Source organism: Treponema berlinense, from assembly GCF_900167025.1.
In the GTDB taxonomy this organism is placed as follows: domain Bacteria; phylum Spirochaetota; class Spirochaetia; order Treponematales; family Treponemataceae; genus Treponema_D; species Treponema_D berlinense.
The window spans coordinates 86,961-107,501 of the sequence record NZ_FUXC01000002.1; the positions used below are offsets into that span (position 1 = coordinate 86,961).

The window sequence follows — 20,541 nt, forward strand, 5'->3', positions numbered from 1 at the left end:
AGGAAAGTTATGGACTGTAAAAATGTTTACGAAGAAAAAAAACTTTTGCGTTCAAAAATGCGGAAGCTCTTAAAAGAAAAATATTCTGACGTAAAAAACATTCAGACTGCCGGAAATTCCGCCGCGCAAAAAATAATTTTATCTGAGGAATTTAAAAATTCGGATCTGGTTTTTTCTTATATTCCCTATGGATTTGAAATTGATCCTATGTTTCTTGTCGAATTTGCCTGGAAAATGAAAAAAACAGTTTGTGTTCCGCGCGTTGTTCCTGATTCAAATTTGATGGATTTTTATTTTTTGGAACCGGAACTTTCTATTCAAAATCAGCTCGAAAGCGGAGCATTTGGAATTTTAGAGCCAAAACTGACCTTAAAAAAAGTTTTGACGGATTCTTCCCTAAAAGGCAAAAAAATTTTTATGGTTGTTCCCGGACTTGCTTTTTCTAAAGACGGAGCAAGGCTTGGAAAGGGAAAAGGTTTTTACGACCTTTATATTCCCCGGCTTTTAAAAAGCGGCTGCTCGCTTTTTACAGCAGGTTTTGCTTATTGCGAGCAAATTGTCGAAAATATTCCTGTCGAAAAGACTGACTTTTTTTTGGACAGAATTTTTACGCCTTAAAATTTATCTTTTTGTGTCAGCGGAATAAATTCTCATCCGCGGAAAATCTTCCAGATACGAACTAAAAACAAGATAGTAATCTTCTGCCGTTGCCTTGCTTACGGCTTCGTATTGGTCTAGATATAATTCCGGATTGCCGGACGAAAGCCCTTTTTGAATTAAAAATGCGGTTCCTTCGTTTGTCGAAGTTTTTTCAAGTTCGTTTATAATCCACTGATTTTCAAGCTCCGATAAAAAATCATCTTTTTCTAAATCCTTAAAACCGTGAGTGTCGGTGTTTATTATTTTTTTGAGTTCCTGAGAAATCTCTTTTATTGCCTGCTCGTAAATTTTTTCTGTCTGAAGATAATGCTTGACTTTTGTAATTACGATTCTTGCATAAGGCAAATCCGAATCTGCTGGAAAAACCTTTGCTTCCTGCCCGAATTCTTCAAGTTTTTTTTGAAGACTGTCTTTTAGAAAATAGAGAAGCGCGTTAAAAATCGCATTGTCGGTCGAAGAAATGTCCGGCGTTTCGAGCATAAACAAAAGAGGATCGGAAAAATCTGTCGTCGGAACTAAAATCGCCGGTCTAGGACCTGCTTTGTCGGCGCTTACGTCTGTAAAAAACTGGTGACGGAGCGGAATTCTCTTTATTTTTTTTGGAAGCGGAAGTTTTTTTACTTTTAACTGAATGTTTTGTGTCTGGGAAAGGCTTTGCAGTTCTCCAAAAGTTGAATTTAACGAGGCTTTTAATTCTTCGCTCTGGTAAATTCCTCCAGTCAAAATAATCGAAAATCTGGTGCAGTCTAAAATTTTGGGATATGCCGCCTGAATTTCTGTAAATTCCATCTGAGCCGGTTTATCTTTTGTGTCCTCGTAAAGAGCGGAAACCGGTTTTTCGTATATTGTTCTTGCGGCTTCGCACAAAAGCTGAAAATCCGCAGAGCCTGTTTTTATCCGCCATTGTGTGCGTAAATCGTAACTGATTCCGTCTGCAAGAGCCGGACTTATGTCGCCAAAAATCGTGCAGTAAGCCATTGCTTCGAGGCAGGCGTTTATGTCTTTTGCCGAGCAGTTCACCGTCAAAACAGAATTTTCTGAATTTGTCCGGGCGTTTACGCTTGCCTGCGAGTTTAGTTTTCCGGTTTTATAAAGTTCGTCCAGTTGCCATTGAATCATTGCCGAAAGCGAATTTGCCAGCACAGAAGCAAGTCCTGCATTTTTTTCTGCAAAAAGCAGTTCTCCGCCTGCAATCGAAAGCATTACGGTTGCCGTATTTTTTGAAGAAGAATTTTTTATTGTTACCGGAATTCCGTTTTTTAAGGTGAATTGAGAGAATTCTTCCCTGCTTTTTTGAATAAATCGTCTGGCAGAAAAGTTAAAGTCTTCTTCTGACGGCTGGTTTTCTTTTTTATCTTGAAAATTTTCTTCATTTATGAAATTTTTGTATTGTGGCAAAAGGTACCAGGCGCCGTTTTTTTGGGTGATTCTTTCGTAGCCGTATTTTTTAAATTCATTCGCGTGTTTTGTGTAATTTTTTGTATTGCAAAGAATAAAAACGTAAGGCTTTGCGTTTTCGTAGGATTCGTTGAGCTTTTCGGCAGAAATCGAATTCAATTTGTCGTTTTTGGCAAAAAAATCTTCCGCCAGACCGCCGCTTGTCCGGTTAAAAATTGCAAGGTTTTTCATAAGAAGCGTAGAGTTGTCAGAAATTTTTGCAAATGAACTGTTTATTTCCCGGAGAACGGATTCTGCTTCTTGAGAGGAAATTCTCTCTTTTTCTTGCGACATTTCTAAAAAAAGTTCTCCCTGAACCGCAGGTCCAACCTTTGTTTTTTCGCAAATTGCCTGGATTATGAGCCTTTCGCGGCTGTTTTTCGGAACGGACGAAACGTCCATGTATTGTGGAGAGCGGATTGCAAGATTTCTTTGTTTTAAAAGCAGTTTTTTAAAAGACGAATTATTTTTGTTAAAAACGGCAGCCATCAATTCCGCTTCTTCTGGAAAAAAATCCGTGTATTGAAGTACAATTTGCGTCAAATCCAGCGAAAGCTGGTCGTCTGTAATTACAAATTTTTTCTGAATTTTCTGGTTTTCTGAAATTTTAAATTTTTTTTCTTCGGAAAAATGATTTTGTGGGCGGCGGACTGGCTTTTCAAAATATTTTTTTGCCAGGGAAAGTGCTGTCTTTTCTGTTATGTTTCCGCTTATGTAGAGAATTGCGTTTTGCGGACTGTAATATTCATCGTGAATTTGAGTTAAAATCGTGCGCGCTTCGTTTATTGAAACTGAATTAAAAGTTTTAGGAAAAATTCCGCTTTCTGTTTTCCACGGCTCTTCATAAAAAATTCTGCTGTCGATTGCCTGGTTTATAAATCCTGCTGGCGAAGATGCAAACTCCTTGAGAGAAAATTGGGATTTTTTTAGTTCTTCGTTCAGTTTTTTGTCGGAAATAAAATTCGGCTTAAAATATTCTGCAAGGCCGATGAAAATTTTTTCGGTTTGGGCAGGAGCCACTGTCTTTTCGATTTTTACGCAGTCTGGAGAAATTTCGAGTCCCAGAAGATTTGCATAAAGCGAAAAAAATCCGGCGTTTTGTGGATTTTGGTTTTTTGTTCCGGCTTTTATGTTCAGTTCGATTCTGACTGTGGCGGTCGCTTCATCTTCCAGAAAAAAGACTTTAAAACCGTTTTCGAGCGTAAATGTTTTTATGTCGCTTTGAGAAAATGAAAATAAAAAAAATGCGTTTAAAAAAAACAGAATTCCTGCAAAAAATTTTTTTGTTTTGAAAAAATTGCAAAAAAGTGAAGAAAAATTCATAGTTCGATTATAGAAGATTTAGACGAACAGTTCTATTTTTTTGGTATTTTCTGTAGAATAAAAAAGTTAAAATTCATCGAATTTCTAAAGGCTGCGGTTTTTAGACGCATTTTGTTGCGGAGAAGAGGATAACGGAAAAATGCCGGTAATTACATTAAAAGAAAAAAAAACAGAAACAAAAATTCCTGAAAATCTTGCTGAAATTTTAAAGTCAAAAAGACATTTGACAGAGCAGGAAATTGCAGTTTTAAAAGCAAACGGAAATACGAACAGCGACAGTTTGTGGCAGAATGTTTTTGTTTCCGCAAAGGACGGAGAATTTGACGCGAATTTGATCCGCTCTTCAGAAATCCATGGTTTTTTAATTTTGGGCAGGCTTGTTCCTTCAACCTTGAAATTTCACGACCTTGTTCTCGATACAGGAATCTACAGTTCTTATGTGGAAAATGTTGTTCTGGAAGATGATGTTGTAATAAGAAATGCTGCCTATCTTTTAAATTACAGAATCGGTACGCGTTCAATTATTTTTAATGTGCAGGAAATGAGCTGTACAAACCATTCTAAATTCGGCAATGGAATTTTAAAAAACGGCGAATCCGAAAAAGTCCGAATATGGATTGGAGTTGGAAACGAAAATGACGGAAGGGCGATTCTGCCTTTTGAAGACATGATTCCTGCCGACGCTTACATTTGGAGCCGTTATAGAGAAGATTCTGAATTGCAAAAGCGTTTTGTTGAGCTTACCGAATATGGCCAGTCAAAAGAACTCGACACTTTTGGAATTGTGGAGAACGATGCCGTCATAAAAAATTCAACTTTGATAAAAGACGCAAAAATTGGCGCGCATTGTTATATAAAAGGCGCATTCAAGCTAAAAAATATCACTGTTCTTTCGAGCGAAGACGAGCCGAGCCAGATTGGTGAAGGCGTTGAGCTTGTAAACGGAATTTTAGGATTTGGTTCAAAAGTATTTTATCAGGCGGTTGCAGTAAGGTTTGTAATCGGCAGAAACTGTCAGTTAAAGTACGGAGCTAGGCTTTTGAATTCTGTTTTGGGCGATAATTCTACCGTAAGTTGCTGCGAAATTTTAAACAATTTGATTTTTCCATTTCACGAGCAGCATCACAATTCTTCGTTTCTTATCGCTTCTACGATTTGCGGTCAGTCTAATATCGCTTCTGGAGCTACAATCGGCTCAAACCACAATTCCCGCTCTCCTGACGGCGAAATGTTTGCAGGAAGAGGATTCTGGCCGGGACTTTGTTCTGATTTTAAGCATAATTCCCGTTTTGCAAGTTTTACGCTTGTTTCAAAGGGAAGCTATCAGCACGAACTGAATATAAAATATCCTTTTTCTCTCGTTGCATCGAACGGCGACCAGAAATGCATAACGATTATTCCTGCATACTGGTTTTTGTACAATATGTATGCAATTTCCCGCAACAAGTCAAAATTCTTTAAGCGCGACAAACGTTTTGTAAAAGTTCAGCACATTGAAACAGATCCGCTTGCGCCTGATTCAATCCAGGAAGTTGTCTGTGCGCTCAGCCGGATAATTGAACTGACTGGAGAATATCTTGTAAAAAAAGGTTTGGAAAAAGCCGTAAATGCAAAATCGCCGGAAGAACTTTATAATGTTACGAAAGATTTCCTTCATCGAAATTCTGAAGTTGAATTTACATTGTGCGACCCTGAATCTCAAAAAAAATACGGAGCGGAAATTCACAAGCCGATCCGTGCGTATAAAATGTACCGGAAAATCATCAAATATTTTGCCTGTTCTGTTCTTGTTGACTACTGCGCGCTTTACAACACTCGTATTGATCGCGAGGAATTAAAAGTTATTACGACCCAGTTTCCGCTTTATACGCAATGGCTCAATGTTGGAGGCCAGATAATTCCCCAGAAAAAAATCGAAGAGCTTTTTGAAAATATTAAATCGCACAAAATTGAAAACTGGCGGCAAGTTCACAATTTTTACGATAAATGCGAAAAAGAATATCTGATTTACCGGACTAACTACGCGATTTATCTTTTGGAAAGGCTTTATTCGACGAAAGTGCGGAATTTTACGCCAGAAATTTTCAACGATATTATCAGCGACGTTACTCTGGTAAGCAACGAAATGCTGAATGCGGCTCATTCGTCCCGCGAAAAAGACTTTATCGATGAATTTAGAAAAATAACTTTCCGCAATGACGAGGAAATGGCGGCAGTTCTTGGAAAAATTGAGGACAATGAGTTTTTGACAGAAATGAAAGAAAAAACTCAAAAATTTAATGAAGCCTTACTTAATCTCTTTAATATAGATTAAGTCTTGCAATTTTTTTTACAAAACTGCATAATAAAAATATGAATTCTTTATCACTACTTCTACAGCTAGAAACTTTTCTCATTAAGGCCTAAGCAAGTCGGGTAGTGTAGAATATTATTTTTGCATTTAGAAGACCTGGTGCTTTAGGCGCCGGGTCTTTTTTTTATCCGCGGATATTTTTGCGGATTATAGGGGGAAAAATGAACGCATCAAAGTACAGACCGGTTATTCAGCCGGCGTTGAAGAACAGAAAGTGGCCGGATCAGCGTATTACAAAAGCACCTGTTTGGTGTTCCGTTGATTTGCGCGATGGAAATCAGGCTTTAATCGACCCGATGGGAGTTGAAACAAAACTAGCGTATTTTGACCTTCTTGTAAAAATTGGCTTTAAGGAAATTGAAATTTGTTTTCCGTCTGCGAGCGATACTGAATTTGAATTCTGCCGCCGTCTTATCGAAGAAAATCATATTCCAGACGATGTTTCGATTCAGGTTTTGTGCCAGGCCCGTGAACATTTAATCCGCCGCACAATGGAAGCAATCAAGGGTGCTCCGAATGTTATCTTCCATATCTACAATTCAACATCTCCGGCTCAGCGCAAATATACTTTTAATAAATCAAAAGAAGAAATCATAAAAATTGCTGTTGACGGCGTAAAATGCATAAAAGAATGCATGAAAGATTTGCCGGAAGAAGAACAAAATAAAATTCGCCTTGAATATTCTCCGGAAAGTTTTTCAATGACAGAACTTGACTATGCAGTTGAAATCTGCGAAGCCGTAAAAAATGAATGGGGAACAAGTCCAGACAAAAAAATCATCTTTAATCTGCCGACTACAGTTGAGTGCTATACCGCGAATGTTTATGCGGATTCAATCGAATACTTTTCAGAGCATATTTCTGACCGCGAAAATGTTGTAATTTCGACACACTGCCACAATGACCGCGGAACAGGAGTCGCTTCGTGCGAGCTTGCCCTTATGGCAGGCGCTGACCGTGTTGAAGGCTGTCTTTTTGGAAACGGTGAACGTACCGGAAACCTCGATATTGTGACTGTTGCCCTCAATATGTTTGCGGAAGGTGTTGATCCAGAACTTGATTTTTCTGATTTGCCGGAAATTGCGGATTCTTATCAGGAATTTACAAAAATGGATATTCCTCCACGTACTCCTTATGCCGGCGGTCTTGCATACACGGCTCTTTCTGGCGGACACCAGGATGCTATTGCAAAAGGACTTTCTGCACGCGATAAAATGCCAAAAGACGCAGTTTGGGATGTTCCTTATCTTCTTATTGATCCGAAAGACATTGGCCGCAAATACGAAGGAATTATCAGAATCAATTCTCAGTCTGGAAAGGGAGGCGCAAGTTTTATTTTGGAGCACAATTTTGGCTATGCTGTTCCAAAGGCAATGCAGCCGGCTGTTGGAAATTTGATAAAATCGGAAAGCGACAAAGCCCAGCGCGAGCTTAAGCCTGAAGAAATTTTGCACTTTTTTGAAAAACAATGGCTCGAAAATAAATCTAATCTCGAAATTATCGATCTTGCAACGACGATGGTTGGAAGCTCCGGTTCGGAAGAGGTTGTTTCTGTCCGTGGCGTAATAAAATGCAACGGAGAACAGATTTCTATCGGTGCAAAAGGAAACGGACCTCTTGATGCCTTTGTTGCAGCTCTCCGCGAAACAAAAATCCCTAATTTTAATATTACTGCTTTCCACGAGCATTCTGTTGGCGAAGGTTCAGATACTTCGGCTATTGCTTATGTTCAAATTATGGAAGAAAACGGAAAACAGGTTTGGGGTGTAGGAAAATCAAGCAACGTTGGAAGAGCCGGAATTGCGGCTGTTGTTTCTGCCTTAAACCAGTAGTTTACGCCGGATGCGAAAGGCTTTAGTTGTAGCGGCAAACTGTTTTGCCGCGGCAATGAGCGTGAGCGAACCTGTAGCAGCCGGTTTTTGAGTATGATGTCTGGCTGAACGCCGGACATTTTTTTAAGAAACGTGTCGTCCTTTAAAAATAAAAACTTTTTTGATATGTTGCTTTTTATCAACTTTTTTTTGACACTTGCATAGTATTTAGATAGAATTGTAATCTGAGGTATATAAATGAAACTTCGTATCCGTTCAATTTTCTTTAAGTTGGTTTGTCCTGTTATCCTTGTTCTGGGTATTTCTGCAATTGTGCTTGTTTTGGGACTTGTAAAAATTGTTTCGACAAAGCTTATTCAGAATATGCAGGCAGACGTTGCCAGCAACAGGTTTATTGTCGAAGATCTTATAAATGAAGAGCTGGTTTATGGTGACAGCGTTGCAGATTTTGCTTCTAGTTTTTTCTCTGGAATTCTTACGAATAACGCGGCAAATGCTGTCAATGAAGTTTCTAAAATGGCTTTTGAATCGCTTGATTTGGAATTTATCGCCATTTTTGATACTGACGGAAATTTGATTTCTCCTTCGGAATATGCTCATGGCGCAGTTGTAAATGACGATGTTCAGGCTGCTTTGGAAGGAAATCCGGTTTCTAACTTGAAAATGATTTCGGGTTCACTTTTGACAACTGATTCCTGCCGTCCGATTTATGTTAACGGCGAAGTTGTTGCCGCTGTGGAAATTACTACGAATTTGAGCGATTCTGATTTTTTGGATCGTATGCCTGAAAAAGTTGGCTGCGATGTTGCGATTATCTACAAAAATAAGGTTGTTGCGTCTACGATAAAACCTCTTCTCGGACAAAGTGTTCCTGCCGATGTTCTTGCCGATATGGAAGATGATGATACTTGGGTTGGGGAATACGGTATAGGTTCTACAACTTATGTTGCGCACTGCTGGGAATTTTCCGAACTTGACGATTGCAAGATTCTTGTTGCCCAGAAAGCTACCGGAATCTATAAATCTATCAGCGGCATAAAATCAATTGTCCTTGTTGCAAATATCATAAACACGATTGTTGTTATGATTGTAACTCTGATTCTCATCTGGATTTTCGTTTATAAACCGTTAAAGAGAACAAATAAAGCGATTATTAATCTTTCGAGCGGAGAAGCTGATCTTTCTGTTCGTCTTCCGGAACGCGGCGGCGATGAATTTGAAGATTTGGCTTCCGGCGTAAACAAATTTATAGCTTTGCTTCAGCAGCTGATGAAAGATTTGAATTTGCGCGCTAGCGATATTAAGGCGGTTATTCAGGAGCTTGGTACAAGTTCTCAGGAAACAGCAAGCGCTACTGCCGAGATTATGGCAAATATTGAATCTGTAAAAAATCAGTCTTCAAATCAGGTAAATGCCGTTCAAAATGTTTCCAGCGTTATTGAAAATTCAAGCAATTCTATGAATAAGCTTAAGGAAAATATTGTTGCCCAGACTTCTGATATTACAGAATCTTCCGCTGCGATTGAACAGATGATTGGAAATATTCATTCTGTAACTGATTCCACCGAAAAAATGTCTTCTTCGTTCTCTGACCTTGAAAGGCTTATTAAAGAAGGCGCAGAAAACGTTAAGGCTTGTTCCGATGTTATTAAGCAGGTTGAGGAAAAATCTCTCGTTCTTGCCGATGCAAATAACACAATCAAGTCGATTTCTTCTCAGACAAACCTTCTTGCAATGAATGCGATGATTGAATCTGCCCACGCTGGCGAAGCCGGAAAAGGATTTGCAGTTGTTGCGGACGAAATTCGCAAGCTCGCAGAAAATTCTAGCGCGCAGGCAAAGGCAATCGAAGAAAATATCAAGGATATAACCGATTTGATTAGCGAAGGCGGACGGCTCTCTGACCTTTCTCAGTCAAGTTTTGAAAATATCGACAATCAGGTAAATGTCGTTGATCCTCTCGTTTCTCAGATTTCAAATGCTATGGAAGAGCAGACAAGCGGTTCTTCTCAGATTCTGGAAGCTCTTGGAAATATGAAGGATGAGTCCGTTCTTGTTGATGACAGTTCAAAATTGCTTTCTGACGGTTTTGTAAAAATCGACAAAGACATGCAGGCCGTAACTCAGATTTCTTCAACTGTCATGGGAAGCATGGACGAAATGGCCGCCGGTTCAAAGCAGATTAGCCAGGCAACCCAGATTGTAAGCGAACTTGCTGCAAAAACAAAAGATGCGATGTCCGCAGTTGACGAAATGCTTCTCAAATTTAAAGTTTAACCGGCATGAATTGTTATTCAAATCTGAAAAAAACAAAAAAAACAGCGGAAAAAATTTGGAAAATTTTTCCGCTGTTTTTGACTTCTTTTTTTATTTTATCCTGCGCTTCAAAGGCTGAAAAGCAAAGATTGTACGAAATTGCAGTTCAAGATTCAAAAAAAACTGCAATCGAACAGTTTGTAAGCCAGTTGCCAGAAAACGTAAAGATTTCTCAGCTTTTTTTGGTTAACATCGAAGGAAACAAAAATTATTTTCCTGTCGAAAAAACAGGTTCGCTTTATGGCAAAAAAAACGAAGGCGAGCCTCTTCTTCCTGGTGGCTGTCTTTTTTTTAGCTATAATATTGCGGATTCTAAAGAGCAGGTTCGTTCGTTTATAAAGTCTATAAATTCATTTTATTCAAAAAATAACAACGTTCTTCCGTTTATCGCGGTTGATCAGGAAGGCGGTTCAGTCAACCGTCTCCGAAAAATTACCGGAAATTTTCCTTCAGAAAAATATATTTCTCAAAATTTCGATGAGGCAAAAGCCCGGGAGCTTTATGAAAAACAGGCCAGTCAAATGGCAGAACTCGGTTTTAACTTGAACCTTGCGCCTGTTGTTGAAGTCGAGACTTTGGAAAATTCCGGTTTTTTGGACACGCGCTCTTTTGGTTCTCTTGAAAAAGTTCTTTTTTATGCGCCTTTGGAAATAAATGCCTTTGAAAATCAAAAAATTGCGACGGTTTTAAAGCATTTTCCGGGAAATTCAAATACCGATCCTCATACAGGTCTTCCTGAAATAAAAATTTCTTCGGAAAGACTTAAAAATGAACTTCTTGAGCCGTTTAAAAAGCTTCTTCCTCTGTCTTCTTCTGTTCTTATGAGTCATGCGAGAATTACCGTTGAAGATGATCCTTCTTATTGCGATTCTTCAATTCCGGCCTGCATTTCAAAATTTTGGGTAACAAAAGTTTTGAGGGAGGATTTTGGTTTTGAGGGGCTTATTTTGAGCGATGATATTTTTATGGGCGCTTTGGCGGACAATGGTTTTTTGAGCGAAGATGCGGCGATTAGGGCGATTGAGGCCGGTGTTAATATAATTATGCTGAGCGAAAAGCGTTTTGGTTCTGTTGCAAAAATTTTACTCAAAAAAGCATCTGAATCTCAAGAATTTAATCAAAAAATTCAAAAAAGCGTTCAAAAAATAATTGAATATAAAATTAAGGGCGGAGTTTTGGAACTTAGGCAGATTGATTTTGATTCAGACGGCAAAAAACTGAAAGTTCCGGCTTTTAAGGTTGTTGCTGCGGATTTTTAAGAATGAAACAAAAAGACAAAAAAAATAAACTTTCTGGAGCCGAAGGCTTTGATTCATATTATTCAGAAATTTTTGGTTCAAGATGGAATTTGCTGAAGTCATCTCTTTACGGCGAAAACCAGCTTACGGAATTTAATGCCGGCGGAAGCGAAAGTTATTTTCTTGACAGTGCTTCTGTTCGCGCTGCTGTAACTCTTCCATTAAAAAATGCCAGGACTGTTTTGGACATGTGCGCCGCTCCTGGAGGGAAAACAATTGTCCTTGCAAGCTGTATGGAAGAAAATGCCGGACTTTTGGCAAATGAACGTTCTCCTGAGCGCAAAATACGCCTTTTTCATTCTGTGCAAAATTGTCTTCCAGAAAATGTAAAAAAACGTGTCAATGTAATCTGCAAAGACGGAGCTACACTTTGTCTTGCTGAATCAAACAGATTTGACCGAATTTTGCTCGACGCTCCATGTTCTTCCGAAAGGCATGTTCTTTGCGATTTGAATTATTTAAAAGACTGGTCGCCGTCGAGAATAAAAACTCTTGCAATCGCCCAGTGGTCGCTTTTGTCCTCTGCCTGGCGCATGCTCAATGTGGACGGCTATATGGTTTATTCAACCTGTGCCCTTAATCCGGACGAAAATGACAATATTATAAAAAAACTGTTAAAAAAATTTGATGATGTGGAAATTTGCGAGCCAAAAATTTCTTCAGATGTAAGCGGTTTTTGCAATGCGGTTTTGCCTGAGGGCGAAAAAACAGAATTTGGAAGCCATGTTTTGCCGGATTTCTGCAATGGAGCAGGGCCTCTTTATTTTTCGCTTTTGCATAAAATATAAAAAAATGAACAAAATAATGAAGCTAAAATACTAAAATAATAGAAGAACTTAAATTTAAGTGTTAAAATGTTGATGGTTTATTTTAAAAATTGAGAGGAAAGAGATGTCTTCAACTACAAAGGAACAGAAACTTCAGAGCCTTATCGAAATGGAGCGAATGCTAAATGAAATTCAGGATTTGGATGTTCTTCTGGAAAGAATTTTAACGGAAGCAAGAAAAATTGTTCATGCAGATGCCGGTTCAATTTATGTAGTTGAAGGAAATAATTTAAGAATAAAATATGCGCAAAATGATACCCAGTTAAAAACTGTTCCTGCCGGCTCAAAAATTCCTTATGTTTCTTTTTCTTTTCCTATTTCAAAAAAATCGATTGCCGGTTACTGCGTAGTTTCCGGAGAACCTGTAAATATTGCCGATGCGTATAACCTTTCTGAAGACGTGCCGTTTTCGTTCAACAGGGCGACGGACGAAGAAACAGGCTATCGCTCAACCTCAATGTTTTGTATTCCTTTAAAAATTGCCAGCGGAAAAATTCTTGGAGTTCTCCAGATTATAAACGCGCAGGATGAAAACGGAAATGTAATTCCTTTTGACTCCGATTCTGAGCTTTATATTACTCACTTTGCGGCAAGTGCGGTTCAGGCTCTGGAACACGCCCGCCTTATCGGAAATATGATAAAATCGCTTCAGCTTATGGCGCAGTTTCGGGATCCGAAAGAAACTTTTAAGCATGTCGAAAGAGTCTCTTCGTTTGCGATTGAAATTTATGACCGCTGGGCAGCGAATAATAACGTTCCATTTTTTGAACAGCAAAAATACCGCGATAATTTAAAGATTGCCGCAAAATGCCACGATTTTGGAAAAGTTGCCGTTCAAGATGCAATCCTCAAAAAAATAACGCCGCGCTTGACTTGTGACGAGCGCAACATTATGAAAGGCCATACTTGCGCCGGAGCCTTGATTTTTAATGAACCTGAATCCGCCCTCGAAGAAATGTGCCGCGATGTTGCATTGAGACATCACGAATGGTGGGACGGTCAGGACAAAGGTTATCCTGGAGATTTTGATTTTTCAAAATATGAGCCAGGAATGGCTATTCCTCAGGCAAAACCCTTAAAAGGCGAGGAAATTCCTCTTTCTGCGAGAATTGTTTCGATTGCCGATGTTTTTGACGCTTTAAGCCACAAACGCGCCTATAAAAGCGCCTGGTCTCTGGAGGATTCCTTTTTTGAAATTGAAAAACTTTCTGGTAATCAGTTTGATCCAGAACTGGTAAAGGCTTTTTTGCAGATAAAAGACCGGATTATTGCAATCAATTCTGCGTTTGTGGCAAATGGCTCTGTTGAGGACATTGACTGATATTTTTAGTTCTTTTTTGAAAAATTTTCGTTTACGATAAGCTGGCTTGTTTTTCGTTCAAAACAGTCTGCAAATTTTTTTAATTCTCTGTTGCCGTAACGGCTTGCATTTTTTTCTGAAAGCCCAAGCTGTGCAAGATTGAGATTGAAATTTCTTTCGCTCAGTCGTTCGTGTATATTGTCCTTTGTAAAAACCGTTCCGCGGTCGTTCATTACGAAGATTCCTTTTTCTACGAGCCGTCCTGCAAACGGAATGTCCCTCGTAATTACAATGTCGTTTTTTTCTGCATTTTCAAAAATAAAATTATCGGCGGCACCTTCCTTTTTTTCGCAGATAATCATTTTAAAAAGAGGATTGTTTTTTGGATGGGAAATTTCATGGTTTGCGACAAAACTAACATTTAAGTTTTTTGCTTTTGCCATGTCGATTACGTAATTTTTTACAGGAAGAGGGCAGGAATCGGCATCTATCCAGATGAAAAAAGAATACATTTTTTTTGTAACCTATGCTTTTAAAACCTGATCAAGTTTTTTTATCATTTCGGAAGCCAGTTTTTCTGCTTTTTCGTTGCTAAGCGAAGGTTTTTGAGAAACTGCGCTTTTTGATTTTTCTTTGTAGAGCTCGTCGCAGAGCATTATTCCTGCGAGAATTGAAATGTGAAGCTCGGATTTTAACATTCCGCTTTTTTGAATTTCGTCCACGATATTTTTATAATAGCCAAGCAACTTTTTGAGATAGTCATCGTCTTCACTTGCTTTTATTGAAAAAGATGTTCCTAAAAGCTCTATCTTCAATGTTCCCATTAAACTGCCTTTTTTGGTTGATTAAAAAATATCAAATGACGGCTGAATTGTCTCTGGTGTTTCAGAAGATTCTTCGTTTTTAACTGAATTTTCCTGTTCTGGCTGCTGGGCTTGAACTGGAGTTGCCGTATCAAACGAGTGCTGGGCAGGCTCTTCTTGAATTGAATTGTTTTCTGTGTTTTTTTGTTCTGAATGATTTTGAACTGAAGCCTGTTCTGTAGTTTTGTCTGCCTGCTGAACCGGCATCTGCGGTTGTTTTTGTACAGACGCTTGAACGGCTGCTGTTGCCGTATGAACTGCATTTTCTACAGCATTTAAACGTTCAAGCGCCTTTAAGATTCCTTCCTCGATCTTGCCCTGGTCTGTCTGAAAACTAGAAAATTGCTCCGTTTTTGCTGAAAGTGCGTTTGTGAGCTCTGCGCATTTTCTACGCAAAGCAGCATTTTCCGCATTAAGCTGTACGATTTTCGCAACAGCATTTTCTACTTTTTCTTCAAGAAGAATGACTTGATCGAGTGAAATCATTTTTACGTCTCCGTAAAATTATTTGCTGAGTGCTTTTTTAGCAACTTCAACAACAGCTTTGAAAGCTGCCGGGTCTTCAATAGCCATGTTTGAAAGAGCCTTGCGGTTCAATGTTACACCTGCTTTGTTAAGACCATCGATAAAGCGTGAGTAAGAAAGACCTTCATCACGAACTGCTGCGTTGATACGTGCAATCCACAACTGGCGGAAATCGCCTTTGCGGTCGCGGCGGTCAACATAAGCGTGGCGAAGAGCCTTTACAACAGCGTCTTTTGCTGCTTTGTAGTTTGTTCCGCGACGTCCAGTAAATCCGCTTGCGAGTTTAAGAATCTTTGAACGGCGGTTATTGCGTTTTGTTCCATCTATTGCTCTAGACATTTTATTCTCCTTTAATTAGCGGTTATTAGCCGTATGGAAGCTGCTGTTTGCGGATTCTTGCTGCTGAATCTTCAGAAAGAATTCCAGCACCACGAAGGTGCATCTTACGTTTTGGTGATTTCTTAGTCAAAATATGACGAAGATTCATTTTCTTGTACTTTACTTTGCCAGTTCCAGTAAGAGAGAATCTCTTAGCTGAGGCTTTCTTTGTCTTCATCTTAGGCATTTTACTTTACCTCATTCCTTTACTTGACTTTCGAATTTAAGGTCATAGACATGAAACGGCCTTCCATTGCTGGAGCCTTTTCGATTACGTATGAACCTTCACGAAGTCTTTTTTCTACTTCCTTCAGGACATCAAATCCAAGTTCTGTGTGGGCAAGTTCACGTCCGCGGAAACGGATCGTTACTTTTACCTTGTTACCGTCATCAAGGAATTCCTGAATGTGTTTTGCCTTAGTGTCAAGGTCGCCTGCGCCGATTTTTGGCTGCATGCGGATTTCCTTGTTCTTAAGGGCTTTTTGGTTCTTGCGGGAATCACGGAGTCTTTTTTCCTGCTCGTACCGATACTTACCAAAGTTAAGAATCTTGCAAACCGGTGGATTTGCGTTAGGGGACACTTCAACAAGGTCGAGATTTCTCTCTTTTGCTAATTCCAGTGCGTCGCGAGTTGAAATAATTTTTACTTCACTCTTTTCACCTTCACCATCAATCAAACGAACTTCACGAACACGAATCTGTTCATTGATTCTTAAACCTTTAATGTCTGCCAACGTTCCTCCTAGTGTTTTACAAAACACTTGTATCAATAAGTCTTTACATAATATCAAATTCTGAGATTCTTTGTCTAGTTGTTTTTTCTCTGTTTTTGTATCCGATATATTGAAAAAATAGAACTTTGCTGATATTTTTTATTACACCTATGTATTTGTTTCCTTTTTTATTGTTTCCAATAGTAACTTTTTTTAAGGCGTGTTCTGATTATAAAAGATTAGGTTTTGAATACTTAAAAAGCCGTTTTTTAGTTGTGCTTTTTGGCGCTTTGAGCGGATGCGCGCTCTGTGCAATTTTTGAATTCTGTATTTTTGTTCCGGAATATCAGGGAACTGACCCTGCGTTTTTCTTTTTGTTGCAGTGGATTTTTAGTTTTTTTATTCCCGCCCTGTTTTTTGTGTTTTTTATTTTGTGGTCGAACGATGAATGGCAGGTAAGAATCGACGGCTTTTTGTATTTTCTTCTTCCTTTTTTGTGCGTTTATGTTCCGTTTTGGATTTTTACAAAAACTGCGGAGTTTTCGTTCTTTGTGCTTTTTGTTTTGCCGGTGATGTTCCTTTTGGCAGTTTTTGCGCTTGAGACGGACGTCAAGGCTTTTTATTTGAACTTGAAAGGCAGGTCTGCAAAATTTGTGCTTAACGGTTTTTTGATTTTGGCTGAGTCCGTTTTTGCTTCGCTTGTTATGACTCTTTATTATTTTGATTTTGACTGGTGGATCTGGATTTCTGTCTGCGCTGTTTTTTCAGTTTTGTGTCTTTTTAGATTTGGCTTTAAGTTGAAAAAATAGTTTTTTTTAAGAAAAATGCGCTCCGTTCCGCAGTGGCGGCAAAGCCGGTCCGAAGGACTGAGGGTTACCGAACCACGGAGAAACGCTGGACGGCAGAATTTGCGCCTGAAAAAAACAAAAAGGCTGTCAAAAGCAGTGCCTGTAAAAAACTGGCATTTGCTTTGAACAGCCTTTTTTTATTAAGAAGCGGCAAATCCTAGTCGAGCGCGTGTCCTGCTGAGCCTAAAACGTCGATGTTTTTGTGCATGTACATTTTTTTGAGCTCGTCGCGGGCAGGTCCAAGGTATTTTCTAGGGTCAAATTCGCCCGGGTTTTCTGCAAGGACTTTGCGGACAATTGCTGTCATTGCAAGGCGGCCGTCTGAGTCGATGTTGATTTTGCAAACGGCTGATTTTGCTGCCTTTCGGAGCTGCTCTTCAGGAATTCCCACGGAATCTGGAATTTTTCCGCCGTACTGTTCAATCATTTTTACATACTGGATTGGTACGGAAGATGAGCCGTGCAGTACAATCGGGAATCCTGGAAGCTGTTTTTCGATTTCTGCGAGAACGTCGAATGCGAGTGGCGGTGGAATTAAAATTCCGTCGGCGTTGCGTGTGCACTGCTCCGGAGTGAATTTGCAGCGGCCGTGAGAGGTTCCAATCGAAATTGCGAGGGAATCGCAGCCTGTTTTGCGTGTAAAGTCTACGACTTCTTCTGGTTTTGTGTAGTGGCTTTCTGCCGCGCTTACTTCGTCTTCAACTCCGGCTAGAACGCCGAGTTCTGCTTCTACGGTAACGTCGAATTTATGTGCGTAGTCAACGACCTGTTTTGTGAGCGCAATGTTTTCTTCGTATGGAAGTGAAGAGCCGTCAATCATAACTGAAGAAAAGCCGTTGTCGATACAGTCTTTTGCTACTTCAAAGTTAGGACCGTGGTCAAGATGAAGAACGATTGGAATATCGCAGCCGAGTTCATGAGCGTATTCAACTGCGCCGCGGGCAAGATTTCTGAGGATGAATTTGTCTGCATACTGGCGGGCGCCTTTTGAAACCTGAAGAATTACAGGAGATTTTGTTTCTACACAGGCCTGGATAATTGCCTGCATCTGTTCCATGTTGTTGAAGTTGTAGGCAGGAATTGCATATCCGCCTTTTATTGCCTTCGCGAAAATATCGCGGGTGTTTACGAGTCCTAAATCTTTGTAATTTACCATAAACTTTTACGCCTCCATTGGTGTTGTTCTCTTGTCTTTATTATGCAGCGTCAGAAACGAAAAATCAAGTTAAGAAGAAAATGCGCAGATTTGTGTAAAGTTTTTGGGTTTTAGAAAATAATGATGCTAAAAGAGTTTGACAAAGGACAAAGAGAAAAATATAATTTGAAATGTTGTATAATTATTTTAGAAAATAATGCCGATAACTAAATTGTCGTATTATCAAGTAATACGCATGAAGGAGTTTTTAGATGAAAAAAAGCGTTGTTGCTTTAACTAGTCTTGCTCTTCTTTTTGGATTCTGTGCTCCGGTATTTGCACAGCCAAGCAGCAGGGCGGTAGAAACTTTTATTGTTGATGATTTTGACAATAAAGGTGAAAAAAATGCATACCAGAATATGGCTGGTACTGAGTTGTGGACTTGGGGTGTTCAGACAAGCCGTTTCATTGAAGAAGGCTTTCCGAAAAAAGATTTTGTGCCTGGACAGCCAAATTCTCTTAGAGTTTTAAATAGAGATAAAAATGCTGAGCCTAAGGTTCTCGGTATAAAAACTAAATTTGCCCGCAAGGGAGAAAACTGGTTTGAACTTTATCCTGAAGTTGATGGAAAACCTTACGAAATTCCTTTTGTTGGAACTTGTACACAGATTGATTTCTGGGTTTGGGGCGCGAACTATCTTTATTACATCGATATTCTTGTCCGTGACTCTGATGGCCGCGTTCATACTCTTCCTGCAGGAAACCTTGCGTTTAACGGCTGGAAAAATGTTATCGTAACAGTTCCAACTTCAATCCGTCAGCACTCAAGACTCCGCAGCGGTCCTGATACAATGATGTTTGTTGGTTTTAGAGTACGCACTGATCCAGATGAATTTGTAGATGATTTTAACATCTTCTTCGATCAGCTTAAATATACGACAAATACTTTGAGCAATATTTTTGATGGATATGAACTTAAAGATATTGATTTTGGTGATTCATCATCAAGCTCAAGCAGTGAGGATGCAAAATAATGAAAAAGTTAATTTCTGTAATTTTTACATTGGCAGCGGCAAGTATTGCTTTTGCACAGAATTCAAGCCTTTCAGATCCTGATCCGACAATTATCGGTGCGGATTCTGCAAAACAGGCTCTCCGTGAAATTTCTGTAGACAAATTTGAAATTGAAGGTTCTTGGAATGCTTCGATTTCTCCGGATTTTGGTGTAATTTCGAGCCGCCTTTTTGACGGTTCTCCTGCAATGAAGGAGCCTGTAAAAGGTGAAGAAGAAGCGGAAGATTCAAAAGTTTTGGGCGTTAAAGTTGAATTTTTCAGACGCGGTGTAAATTCTTTCTTTGTCCGCTCTGCCCGTCCAATTCCGATTGAAGGCGTTACAAAGACTGTTTCTGTTTGGGTTGCAGGACGCAATATGGGACATAGCCTTTATCTTTTGGTTCAGGATTATTTTGGAAACAACTTTGAACTTTACATGGGAAATCTTGCATTTTCTGGCTGGAGAAAGATGACTGTTGCAATTCCTCCGACTCCGGATGGAGAACATGGAATTATCCAGCAGAGCGCTTATAATGGAATTAGACCAGGACTTCGTATTCTTGGATTTAGAATTGACTGTGATCCGGCTCTTGCCCGCGGTCAGTACTATGTTTATTTTGATGCTTTGAATGCCGTAACTGATCTTTATGACGTTGAAAACCGTGATGAAGATGATATTATGGATGACTGGTAGTCGATAGACTTTCTTAAAAAGGGACTGTTCTAAAAGTTTTATTCCAAGTGGTTTGTATGAATTACTGAGAATTGGCTTTTTTGGATAGTCCCGTTTTTTTTGCGTGAGGGGCATTAGTGGCCGCAAAGCGGGTGCGGGGCACCGAAAGCGCGAAGACGCTGTAGCCACGTTTGACCCGACGTTTTTTTGCAAAAAAAAACGGCACGCCCTAATTGATTTTATAAATCCAGCTTTTTCCTTTCTTTTTGTCTGTTTTTTTTATTAGCTGCATTTTTTCCAAAAACCAGATTAAGAGCGTGTAGTATTTTACGCATGATTTGATGTTTGTCTTAGAGAAATTTTTTGGCCAGTTTTTTTCTAAAAGAGATTTTTGTAGTTCTGGTGGTGTAAAAAATGCTGGAAGTGACAACGGAAGCAGGTTTTTCCAGTCTTCTTTTGTGCAGAAAATTTGTTTTGAATTGATTGTTTCGAGAATTTTGTCGGTCACAAGGTAATTTTTTAGGTGCCGGCGGCTTTTTGTCTTGTTTTGGACGTTTTGTTCTGTTTGACGGCGGATTTCTGTAATTTTTACGTTTAAAAATTCTATAGAAAGATTTTTGTTTTCTAAAAAACTGTAAATTCCTGTAAGGGAGCGGAGCGCGGTGTAGACGGTTTGTTTTGCCGGGCTCTTTCTTTTTGAAAGGAGAATGTCGTCTTGAGAAAAAGTTTTTATGATTTTTTCCTCGATTAGCGGATGGACGATTCTTATTTTTGTGTTTTTATTTAGAAAGTATTCGATTTTTCGTTTTAGGGCGGAGATGTTTGAGGTTTGAATTTCGATTATCTCGTTGTCCTGGGTGATTATGTCGCAGACGAAGCGTCCGGATTTTTGTTCGGTTTTTCCGTTGAACTCAAGGGCGTAGATGTTTTTTAGCGTGTGGTGCAGGGAATTTTCGTTGTATGTGTTTATGACGGTCATTTTGATTGCTTTGTTTTAGTTGCTTTTT

General features: G+C 39.2%; 19 protein-coding genes. 10 read left to right on the forward strand and 9 right to left on the reverse strand.

Annotated features, from left to right (window positions below):
- Positions 1 to 9 precede the first annotated feature (9 nt).
- Entirely contained in the window at positions 10 to 618 is a 609-nt protein-coding gene (locus B5D47_RS02275) for a 5-formyltetrahydrofolate cyclo-ligase (protein ID WP_078930209.1), read from the forward strand.
- Between the two features lie 3 nt (positions 619 to 621).
- Here the strand turns inward: B5D47_RS02275 and B5D47_RS02280 are convergent, their stop codons facing one another.
- Positions 622 to 3,420, reverse strand: a complete 2,799-nt coding sequence (locus tag B5D47_RS02280; RefSeq protein WP_078930210.1) for an insulinase family protein — start codon at positions 3,418 to 3,420, stop codon at positions 622 to 624.
- A gap of 139 nt (positions 3,421 to 3,559) precedes the next feature.
- Here B5D47_RS02280 and B5D47_RS02285 point away from each other — a divergent pair, with 139 nt between their 5' ends.
- The 6 genes from B5D47_RS02285 (at position 3,560) to B5D47_RS02310 (ending at position 13,367) form a co-directional block, all read left to right on the forward strand.
- Entirely contained in the window at positions 3,560 to 5,734 is a 2,175-nt protein-coding gene (locus B5D47_RS02285) for a DUF4954 family protein (RefSeq protein ID WP_078930211.1), read from the forward strand.
- Between the two features lie 200 nt (positions 5,735 to 5,934).
- Positions 5,935 to 7,605, forward strand: coding sequence for a 2-isopropylmalate synthase (gene leuA / locus B5D47_RS02290; protein ID WP_078930212.1), 1,671 nt, complete (start codon positions 5,935 to 5,937; stop codon positions 7,603 to 7,605).
- A 237-nt stretch (positions 7,606 to 7,842) separates the two neighbouring features.
- On the forward strand, positions 7,843 to 9,882 hold the full coding sequence (locus B5D47_RS02295; RefSeq protein WP_078930213.1) for a methyl-accepting chemotaxis protein: 2,040 nt from the start codon (positions 7,843 to 7,845) through the stop codon (positions 9,880 to 9,882).
- A gap of 128 nt (positions 9,883 to 10,010) precedes the next feature.
- Positions 10,011 to 11,180, forward strand: coding sequence for a glycoside hydrolase family 3 N-terminal domain-containing protein (locus B5D47_RS02300; protein WP_234969877.1), 1,170 nt, complete (start codon positions 10,011 to 10,013; stop codon positions 11,178 to 11,180).
- A gap of 2 nt (positions 11,181 to 11,182) precedes the next feature.
- On the forward strand, positions 11,183 to 12,007 hold the full coding sequence (locus tag B5D47_RS02305; RefSeq protein WP_078930215.1) for an SAM-dependent methyltransferase: 825 nt from the start codon (positions 11,183 to 11,185) through the stop codon (positions 12,005 to 12,007).
- Between the two features lie 103 nt (positions 12,008 to 12,110).
- On the forward strand, positions 12,111 to 13,367 hold the full coding sequence (locus B5D47_RS02310; RefSeq protein WP_078930216.1) for an HD family phosphohydrolase: 1,257 nt from the start codon (positions 12,111 to 12,113) through the stop codon (positions 13,365 to 13,367).
- A gap of 5 nt (positions 13,368 to 13,372) precedes the next feature.
- Here the strand turns inward: B5D47_RS02310 and B5D47_RS02315 are convergent, their stop codons facing one another.
- Genes B5D47_RS02315 through infC form a run of 6 tightly spaced genes read right to left on the reverse strand, consistent with a single transcriptional unit; the run spans position 13,373 to position 15,846 of the window.
- Entirely contained in the window at positions 13,373 to 13,858 is a 486-nt protein-coding gene (locus B5D47_RS02315; protein WP_078930217.1) for a DUF188 domain-containing protein, read from the reverse strand.
- A gap of 12 nt (positions 13,859 to 13,870) precedes the next feature.
- Complete coding sequence (locus tag B5D47_RS02320; protein WP_078930218.1) at positions 13,871 to 14,170, reverse strand: cell division protein ZapA; 300 nt, start codon at positions 14,168 to 14,170, stop codon at positions 13,871 to 13,873.
- Between the two features lie 21 nt (positions 14,171 to 14,191).
- Positions 14,192 to 14,695 (reverse strand): cell division protein ZapB, encoded by a 504-nt coding sequence (locus B5D47_RS02325; protein WP_078930219.1) that lies wholly within the window; start codon positions 14,693 to 14,695, stop codon positions 14,192 to 14,194.
- A gap of 18 nt (positions 14,696 to 14,713) precedes the next feature.
- Positions 14,714 to 15,073, reverse strand: coding sequence for a 50S ribosomal protein L20 (gene rplT / locus B5D47_RS02330; RefSeq protein WP_078930220.1), 360 nt, complete (start codon positions 15,071 to 15,073; stop codon positions 14,714 to 14,716).
- 25 nt (positions 15,074 to 15,098) lie between these two features.
- Entirely contained in the window at positions 15,099 to 15,299 is a 201-nt protein-coding gene (rpmI, locus tag B5D47_RS02335) for a 50S ribosomal protein L35 (RefSeq protein WP_078930221.1), read from the reverse strand.
- A 19-nt stretch (positions 15,300 to 15,318) separates the two neighbouring features.
- A complete protein-coding gene (infC, locus tag B5D47_RS02340; RefSeq protein ID WP_078930222.1) occupies positions 15,319 to 15,846 on the reverse strand; it encodes a translation initiation factor IF-3 in 528 nt (175 codons plus the stop codon).
- Between the two features lie 254 nt (positions 15,847 to 16,100).
- On the opposite strand from infC, the gene B5D47_RS02345 reads away from it, so the two are divergent.
- Positions 16,101 to 16,634 carry a hypothetical protein gene (locus B5D47_RS02345; protein ID WP_143592583.1) on the forward strand — a complete coding sequence of 178 codons (534 nt, stop codon included), beginning with the start codon at positions 16,101 to 16,103 and terminating at the stop codon, positions 16,632 to 16,634.
- 196 nt (positions 16,635 to 16,830) lie between these two features.
- Here the strand turns inward: B5D47_RS02345 and B5D47_RS02350 are convergent, their stop codons facing one another.
- Positions 16,831 to 17,829 (reverse strand): class II fructose-bisphosphate aldolase, encoded by a 999-nt coding sequence (locus B5D47_RS02350; RefSeq protein WP_078930224.1) that lies wholly within the window; start codon positions 17,827 to 17,829, stop codon positions 16,831 to 16,833.
- A gap of 251 nt (positions 17,830 to 18,080) precedes the next feature.
- Between B5D47_RS02350 and B5D47_RS02355 the strand changes: the two genes are divergently transcribed.
- Positions 18,081 to 18,842, forward strand: a complete 762-nt coding sequence (locus B5D47_RS02355; RefSeq protein WP_078930225.1) for a flagellar filament outer layer protein FlaA — start codon at positions 18,081 to 18,083, stop codon at positions 18,840 to 18,842.
- Complete coding sequence (locus B5D47_RS02360) at positions 18,842 to 19,555, forward strand: flagellar filament outer layer protein FlaA (protein WP_143592584.1); 714 nt, start codon at positions 18,842 to 18,844, stop codon at positions 19,553 to 19,555. Before B5D47_RS02355 ends, B5D47_RS02360 begins: the two co-directional genes overlap by 1 nt.
- A gap of 208 nt (positions 19,556 to 19,763) precedes the next feature.
- On the opposite strand, the gene B5D47_RS02365 is transcribed toward B5D47_RS02360, so the two are convergent.
- The gene (locus tag B5D47_RS02365; protein WP_078930227.1) at positions 19,764 to 20,513 is read right to left on the reverse strand and encodes a DUF8091 domain-containing protein; all 750 of its coding nucleotides are present in this window, start codon (positions 20,511 to 20,513) and stop codon (positions 19,764 to 19,766) included.
- Positions 20,514 to 20,541 lie beyond the last annotated feature (28 nt).

Coding starts and splice junctions, on each gene's coding strand:
- B5D47_RS02275 (WP_078930209.1), top strand. CDS start 10: ATGGACTGTAAAAATGTTTACGAAGAAAAAAAACTTTTGCGTTCAAAA.
- B5D47_RS02280 (WP_078930210.1), bottom strand. CDS start 3,420: ATGAATTTTTCTTCACTTTTTTGCAATTTTTTCAAAACAAAAAAATTT.
- B5D47_RS02285 (WP_078930211.1), top strand. CDS start 3,560: ATGCCGGTAATTACATTAAAAGAAAAAAAAACAGAAACAAAAATTCCT.
- leuA (WP_078930212.1), top strand. CDS start 5,935: ATGAACGCATCAAAGTACAGACCGGTTATTCAGCCGGCGTTGAAGAAC.
- B5D47_RS02295 (WP_078930213.1), top strand. CDS start 7,843: ATGAAACTTCGTATCCGTTCAATTTTCTTTAAGTTGGTTTGTCCTGTT.
- B5D47_RS02305 (WP_078930215.1), top strand. CDS start 11,183: ATGAAACAAAAAGACAAAAAAAATAAACTTTCTGGAGCCGAAGGCTTT.
- B5D47_RS02310 (WP_078930216.1), top strand. CDS start 12,111: ATGTCTTCAACTACAAAGGAACAGAAACTTCAGAGCCTTATCGAAATG.
- B5D47_RS02315 (WP_078930217.1), bottom strand. CDS start 13,858: ATGTATTCTTTTTTCATCTGGATAGATGCCGATTCCTGCCCTCTTCCT.
- B5D47_RS02320 (WP_078930218.1), bottom strand. CDS start 14,170: ATGGGAACATTGAAGATAGAGCTTTTAGGAACATCTTTTTCAATAAAA.
- B5D47_RS02325 (WP_078930219.1), bottom strand. CDS start 14,695: ATGATTTCACTCGATCAAGTCATTCTTCTTGAAGAAAAAGTAGAAAAT.
- rplT (WP_078930220.1), bottom strand. CDS start 15,073: ATGTCTAGAGCAATAGATGGAACAAAACGCAATAACCGCCGTTCAAAG.
- rpmI (WP_078930221.1), bottom strand. CDS start 15,299: ATGCCTAAGATGAAGACAAAGAAAGCCTCAGCTAAGAGATTCTCTCTT.
- B5D47_RS02350 (WP_078930224.1), bottom strand. CDS start 17,829: ATGGTAAATTACAAAGATTTAGGACTCGTAAACACCCGCGATATTTTC.
- B5D47_RS02355 (WP_078930225.1), top strand. CDS start 18,081: ATGAAAAAAAGCGTTGTTGCTTTAACTAGTCTTGCTCTTCTTTTTGGA.
- B5D47_RS02360 (WP_143592584.1), top strand. CDS start 18,842: ATGAAAAAGTTAATTTCTGTAATTTTTACATTGGCAGCGGCAAGTATT.
- B5D47_RS02365 (WP_078930227.1), bottom strand. CDS start 20,513: ATGACCGTCATAAACACATACAACGAAAATTCCCTGCACCACACGCTA.